Origin of the sequence: Streptomyces sp. FH025, assembly GCF_017427025.1 — a bacterium.
GTDB lineage: Bacteria > Actinomycetota > Actinomycetes > Streptomycetales > Streptomycetaceae > Kitasatospora.
Window position 1 is genome coordinate 1 of sequence record NZ_JAFLNG010000480.1, and the last position, 5,983, is coordinate 5,983.

Sequence of the window (5,983 nt, forward strand, 5' to 3'; positions counted from 1 at the left end):
GGCCCAGGCTCAGGATCATGATCAGCAGCCGCAGGCGCAGCCGCGGGCTCGACGACCGGCGCGGCGGCGCCGCGCGACCAGCCGAGGTAGGCGCCGCAGTTGCCGCAGAAGTCGTCCCCCTCCCCGTTGACGGTTCCGCAGTCAGGGCACACCCGCATCCGTCAGTCCTCCGCTCGCCCGGGTGGGCCGGGCAGGATCTCCACCCGGCAGGTCAGGTGGACCGGGCAACCCGCCCTGACGACGGCCTGCACCTGGTCCTCGTCCAGCGCCGCACCGCGCAGCGGCCAGACCCGGATCAGCACCTCACCGCTCGGCGCGGGCGGCGGGGCGACGCCAGGAACGCCGGGGGCGGCGGACCAGGAGGCGCCGCCGCCGTCCACGATCTCGGCACCGGCGCCCAGCACCAGCCGCAGCCGCTCGGCGAGTCCGCGCCGGGTGCCGCGCCACCGGTGCAGCTCCACCGCGCGCTCGACCACCGCGCGGCGCACCTCCACCGGCCAGGCCGGGTCGACCTCCACCGCGACCCAGGACGCCAGCCAGTCGAGGAAGTCGGCCGGCGCCAGGCGGGGTTGGAAGTACGCGGGCAGGCCGTCCAGGGTGGCGAAGACCGGGGCGAGGACGGTGTCCAGGCCGGCCGTGAACCGCTGGGCGAGGTCGTCGTCGGCGAAGAGCGCGGGAAGCAGCTCGCCGATCGGGTGCGGACTCGGCAGTCCGGGGATCGCGGCGCGTGTCATGCGCCCACCTCCCCGTCCGCGGTGACCACGACCTGGTGCTGGTGGGAGAAGACCAGGGCGTCCGGCGGCACCTCGACCCGCTCGGCGGGTGCGCCCCGGCGCCCGGTGATCGGGTCGGCAGGGAACAGCCGCAGCTCCTCGACGCCCGCGACGTCGGCGACCCGCTGGAGCACCGCGAACACCTCCCCGTACTGCACCGCCCGGCCGAACGGCCAGCCGGAGGTGTCGGCGCCGCCGCGCAGCGGGTTGAGGTAGCGGTACAGCTCGGCGAGCACCGCCTCGCGGACCCGGTCGGGGTCGGCGGAGCGGGTGGTGAGCCGGGCGACCACCGTCACGCCCTGATAGGCGGGGGGCTGTACGAGGATCCGGGTGCCGATCAGCCGCCGTTCGTCGAGGGCCGTCGCCACGGCGGCGAGCACCTGCTCGTCGGGGATCAGTTGCTCGAACCGCAGCCGGTCGCCGTCGTCCGCGACCGCGTCGGGGACGACCAGGACCCGTACCGCCCCCGCCTCCGCGCCGCCGGCGGGCACGCAGCTGATCCGGGCGGCGGACGGCGCGGCCTGCCGGGCGATCAGCTCGAAGTCCCCGGCGGTGACGGCGCGTTCCTGCAACCGCAGCTGGTGCGGGGCGCGCGCCTTGGCGTTCTCGACGGTCTCGCCGTCGACCCCGCCCCGGGCCGCCTCGCGGTTGTCCACCCGGGCGATGTACGGGACGGAGCTGCGCAGCACCGTGATGGTGCCGCGGGCGACGTTGCCCGCGATCCCGCCGCCGGTGCGGTAGTGCGGGACGCGCAGCCGCGCGCCCTTGGGCGGCACCGCGCCGAAGGAGCGCAGGGTGCCGTCGGGTTCCCGGACGGCGGGCGGGAAGAGGAACTCGCCGGTGGTGGCGTCGAGGACGACGTGCCGGTCGGCGGGCGCGGAGTCTCCGAAGTGCTCGACGACCGTCCACCGTTCCCACCCCTCGCCGGCCGCGACCTCGACGACCGGGGGCTCGCCGTCGAGCAGGACCGGCGGCCTGGCGAGCCGGAAACGCTGGCCCGCGACACCCTCCGAGGAGCCGAGGGACGCGTCGGTGACGGTCTGCGCGTGGACGACGGTCGCGGTGCCGCCGATGGTGAACACCTCGGCCCGGCGGATGGTGGGTGACTCGGAGTAGAACGGCTGGCCCGGCTGCGGCTCGGTGACCCGGCACCGCAGCCAGCCGGCACGCCGGCCGGCGACCACCGAGGCGGCGTGTCCGGCGGGCACGAACACCACCACCTCGCCGGGCCGGTTGAGGCCGCCGGTCGTGTCACCGCCGGTCTCGCAGGCGATCCAGCGGGCGCCGTCCCACACCTCCCAGGCCAGCGGCGGCTGGCGCGGGTCGACGCCGACACCCTCCACCCGGCTGTCCAGCCGGACGACCAGGATGCACCGGGGCACCACGGCCGGCAGCGCGAAGAGCATGGCGTCCCCGGCCACCGGGCGGGGCTGGAAGCACGGCACGTCCGCCCCGTCCGCCAGCCGGTTCGTGCGGTCGGCCTGCTCCCCGGAGGCGGAGACGGTGACCAGCCGGTCCAGCGAGCTGGGGATGATCGGGAGGTCCTCGGCGGTGGAGAAGACCACCGCGTCGTCGGTCTCGGTGCGCAGCGTGGAGACCTCGGTGCCGGCGCGCAGCAGGACCGGCTCGGGCTGCGGGGCGGAGAGCCAGAAGTCGACCTCGGCCCGGGCCGCGGCGGGCGGGAAGAGGCGGATGCCCAGCAGGTCGAGGAAGGCGACGTAGTTCTTCTCCGGTACCCGGTTGAGCCGGTAGAGCAGCTGGTCCACCAGGTAGGCGAAGGTCTCGATGAGGGTGACGCCCGGGTCGGAGACGTTGTGGTCGGTCCATTCCGGTGCGCGTTGCTGGACGTACCGCTTGGCCTCGTCGACGAGTTGCTGGAAGCGGCGGTCGTCCAGGTTCGGGGAGGGCAGCGCCATCAGTTCACGCCTCCGTCCGCCGCGGCCGCCCGGTCCGGGTCCGGGTGTTCCGGGATGGTGTAGAAGGGGAAGACGAGGTTGCGGCGGTCGTTGGTGGCGCGCACGGTGTAGTGGACGTCGATGTAGAGCGTGCCCTCGTCGACGCCGTCGAAGGCGATCACCACGTCGTCGACCTCGATCCGCGGCTCCCAGCGTTCCAGCGCGATGCGCACCTCGCGCGCGATCCGCCCGGCGGTGGCGCTGTCGCCCGGGGCGAAGACGTACTCGTGGATGCCGCAGCCGAACTCGGGGCGCATCGGCCGCTCGCCGGGGGCGGTGCCGAGGATGAGCCGGATGGCCTCCGCGATCTCCCGGTCCCGGTCGACCATGCCGATGCCGCCGGTGGCGTTCACCCGCAGCGGGAAGGCCCAGCCGCGGCCGATGAAGCTCGCTGTCATGCGACGCCTCCGATCAGCACGTTGAACGCGCCGAGGACGATGGTGGCGCCGCAGGTCGTCTTGTCCCCCATGCGGGCCGCGGGCAGCCCGCCGATCAGGACCACTCCCCCGGTCACCCCGCCCAGGGAGGGCTCGATGAGGTTGGCGGGGCCGAGTTCGACGTGCGGGACGCAGGCGTGCACACTGCCGGCCACCGCGGCGGGCCGACCGCCGATCAGCACGGTCTCCACCTTGAGGGCGCCCGGCGGCGGGGTGGTGATGGTGCCGCCGTGATCGGTCATGTCGCCGGTCCTGGCTGCGGGGGGCATGTGTGGTCTCCATTCCGATGGCGCCCTTCCGTTCGAGGGCACTCCTCTACTGCCCAAAACTCTTCTACTGCTAAATGATTGACGCTTCGTCAGTTGATCCGCACCAGTGCGGCCTTGAGCACCGCCTCGGCTCCGCCTTCCACGGTGACCGCCGTCGCGCCCTGGACGGTCACCGATCCGCCGCGTACGTTCACCTCCCCGGTGCCCGCGTCGAGGGTGATGCCGGAGGAGGAGAGCCGCACCGTGCTGCCGGCCGCTCCGCCCAGGCCGTGGACGGTCAGCACGATCTCGCCGCGCTGCTGGTCCAGGCTGACCTCCAACTTCCCGTCCCCGCTGGCCAGTCGGACTCCGGAGCGGCCGCCCGGCACGTCCAGCAGCTCCAGCCGGTGGCCCGAACGGGACACCACGGATCGGCGGTTGACCTTGCCGGCGGCCGCGTCGACCAGCGGCACGTCGTGCGGCGAGGGCCGGTCCACGCCGTTGTAGAGGCCGCCCAGCACGTAGGGGCTGTCCAGGTCGCCCTGCTCGAACCCGACCAGCACCTCGTCGTTGACCTCGGGGCTGACCACGCCGCCGCCCCCCTGGCCTCCCCACTGCACGGTGCGCACCCAGTCGGAGACGTAACTGTCGTCCAGCCAGGGGAACTTCAGCCGCACCCAGCCGCGCTGCCCGTCGCCCGGCTCCCGGACGTCGGTGACGACGGCGACGGCCAGGCCCGGCATCCGCGGCCCGCGCGGCGGCGCGTTGCCCCCGGTGACCAGCCCGGCCAGCGAGCGGTCGGTCGCCGCGCTGACCACCACGGTGCTGCGGTAGCCGCGGAACGGTTCGAGTAGGTGGCGCACCCCGGTGACGGTGTAGCGGCCGGAGAAGGCGGCACCGACGTTGCCCAGGGCGACCGCGCTGCCCGCCCGCAGCCGCGGGTTGCCCTCGACGACCGCCTCCAGCTCACCGAAGCCGGCGGCCACCGAAGCGGCCAGCGACCGGGCCGCGGCCGTCGTCTCCGCCTGCGTGCGGTACGGGGTGTCGGCGACGGTCACCCGGGCCGGGCCGGGGAACGCGGACGTGACCTCCGCGGGGCTCATCCCCGGCTGCACCGTCAGGGAGGTCACCGACGGCTCGGTGGCGACCAGGGCGCTCTTGGTGGTGACGTTCCAGCCGCGCGCCTCGACGGTGTCCGCGCCGGCCACGCCGGTCAGCACGCCGCGCAGCTCCAGCAGGTTGCGGCCGTACTCCAGGACCATCGGGTTCTGCGGCGCGGGGGTGGAGGGGGCCGGCGCCCCGGACGCGGGATCGGGCCGGATGAACTCCAGCCGCCCGTCGTCGTCGACGCGCAGGTGCGCGCCGCTCTCCTGCGCCAGGAACTGGAGGAACTCCCAGTCCGGGACGTTCGCCTGGGAGAGCTGCTGGTGGACGACCGGGAAGGAGTCGACCCGGCCGCAGTCCAGGCCCGCGCCCGAGGCGACCTCGCGGACGATGTCGGCGGTCGTCATGTTCCGGAAGGCCTTCACCCGGCGCCCGCGCATCAGCCGGTGGGTGACCGCGGACGCCCGCACCACGGTGTACGAGCCCGTGGTGTCCACCTCCAGTTCCAGCGCCGTCACCTCGCCGGTGAACAGCCGCACCCGGGTGTTCCCCTGCACGGTGACCACGGACACCCGCAGCTTGGTCCCGATGGTGATCCCGGTCGCGGAGAGGAAGGTGTGGTCGGCGTCCCGGAAGGAGAGCACCGCGGTGTCGGGCAGGCCGACGCTCTCCTCGATGTCGCAGGAGACCAGTTGGGTCGCCCAGATGGGCGGCAGCGGGCCCGGCGCCTCGACGACGGGATCCGCGGCGAAGGAGCGGCCGCCCCGGGCCTCGGGGGTGGTCATCGGCGCCCGCCCTGGGTGAGTTCGTCGACTCCCGGCACGATCAGCTCCGCACCGGGGACCAGGGACATCGGGTCGTCCAGGTCGTTGGCCTCCGCGATGGTGCGCCAGGCCGTCGCGTCCCCGTAGGCGCGCCAGGCGAGCAGCGGCAGGCTGTCGCCCGCGATCACCCGGTGGGTGCTGCGGGCCTCCGGCGAACCGGAGGTCGGGTTCTGGCCGGCCGGGTCGACGCTGGCCTCGTCGATGGTGAGCGAGCAGACCGCGCGCAGCGGATTGCCGTCGACGTCGAAGAGCGTGTACGTGACCGAGAGGCCGGTCAGCACCCCGTTGAAGGAGGTCGTCGTCAGGGTGCCCCAGTCCAGCCGGATCCACGGGCTGGCCGGCGTCTTGCGCGCCAGGCTGGCCGGGGTGGGCACGCACGCCGTCATCAGCTGCTCCACCGCCCGTTCCACCGAGTTGTCGTGCGTCGCGGTCGAGTCCAGGAACACGTCGAGCGAGAGCGAACGCGGGCCGCTGCCGACGAACTCGGGCAGCGCGGACTGGCCCGCCATCCGGGACGGCGTGCGCCGCCACTCGGTGGTCTTGCGCAGCACCAGCGTCGCCGGGTTGAACTGGAGCGGGAGGCGCGCGAGCGCCCCGCCGGGCTGGGCGCCGACCGTGGACGGGGGCTCCATGATGGTCAGT

At 74.2% G+C, this 5,983-nt stretch carries 7 protein-coding genes; all 7 read right to left on the bottom strand.

Going from position 1 to position 5,983, the window contains the following annotated elements:
- The coding region (locus tag J0670_RS40630; protein WP_207814346.1) for a zinc-ribbon domain-containing protein at positions 1-158 on the bottom strand (158 nt) is incomplete at its 3' end.
- A 3-nt stretch (positions 159-161) separates the two neighbouring features.
- A complete protein-coding gene (locus tag J0670_RS27235) occupies positions 162-734 on the bottom strand; it encodes a phage tail protein (RefSeq protein WP_207814330.1) in 573 nt (190 codons plus the stop codon).
- Positions 731-2,689, bottom strand: coding sequence for a putative baseplate assembly protein (locus J0670_RS27240; RefSeq protein ID WP_207814332.1), 1,959 nt, complete (start codon positions 2,687-2,689; stop codon positions 731-733). Before J0670_RS27240 ends, J0670_RS27235 begins: the two co-directional genes overlap by 4 nt.
- Positions 2,689-3,126 carry a GPW/gp25 family protein gene (locus tag J0670_RS27245; protein WP_207814334.1) on the bottom strand — a complete coding sequence of 146 codons (438 nt, stop codon included), beginning with the start codon at positions 3,124-3,126 and terminating at the stop codon, positions 2,689-2,691. The genes J0670_RS27240 and J0670_RS27245 overlap by 1 nt, the downstream gene beginning before the upstream one ends.
- A complete protein-coding gene (locus J0670_RS27250; RefSeq protein ID WP_207814335.1) occupies positions 3,123-3,434 on the bottom strand; it encodes a PAAR domain-containing protein in 312 nt (103 codons plus the stop codon). The genes J0670_RS27245 and J0670_RS27250 overlap by 4 nt, the downstream gene beginning before the upstream one ends.
- Before the next feature lie 89 nt (positions 3,435-3,523).
- On the bottom strand, positions 3,524-5,302 hold the full coding sequence (locus J0670_RS27255) for a VgrG-related protein (protein ID WP_207814337.1): 1,779 nt from the start codon (positions 5,300-5,302) through the stop codon (positions 3,524-3,526).
- Positions 5,299-5,982, bottom strand: a complete 684-nt coding sequence (locus tag J0670_RS27260) for a LysM peptidoglycan-binding domain-containing protein (protein ID WP_243437591.1) — start codon at positions 5,980-5,982, stop codon at positions 5,299-5,301. The genes J0670_RS27255 and J0670_RS27260 overlap by 4 nt, the downstream gene beginning before the upstream one ends.
- Between the last annotated feature and the right edge of the window lies 1 nt (position 5,983).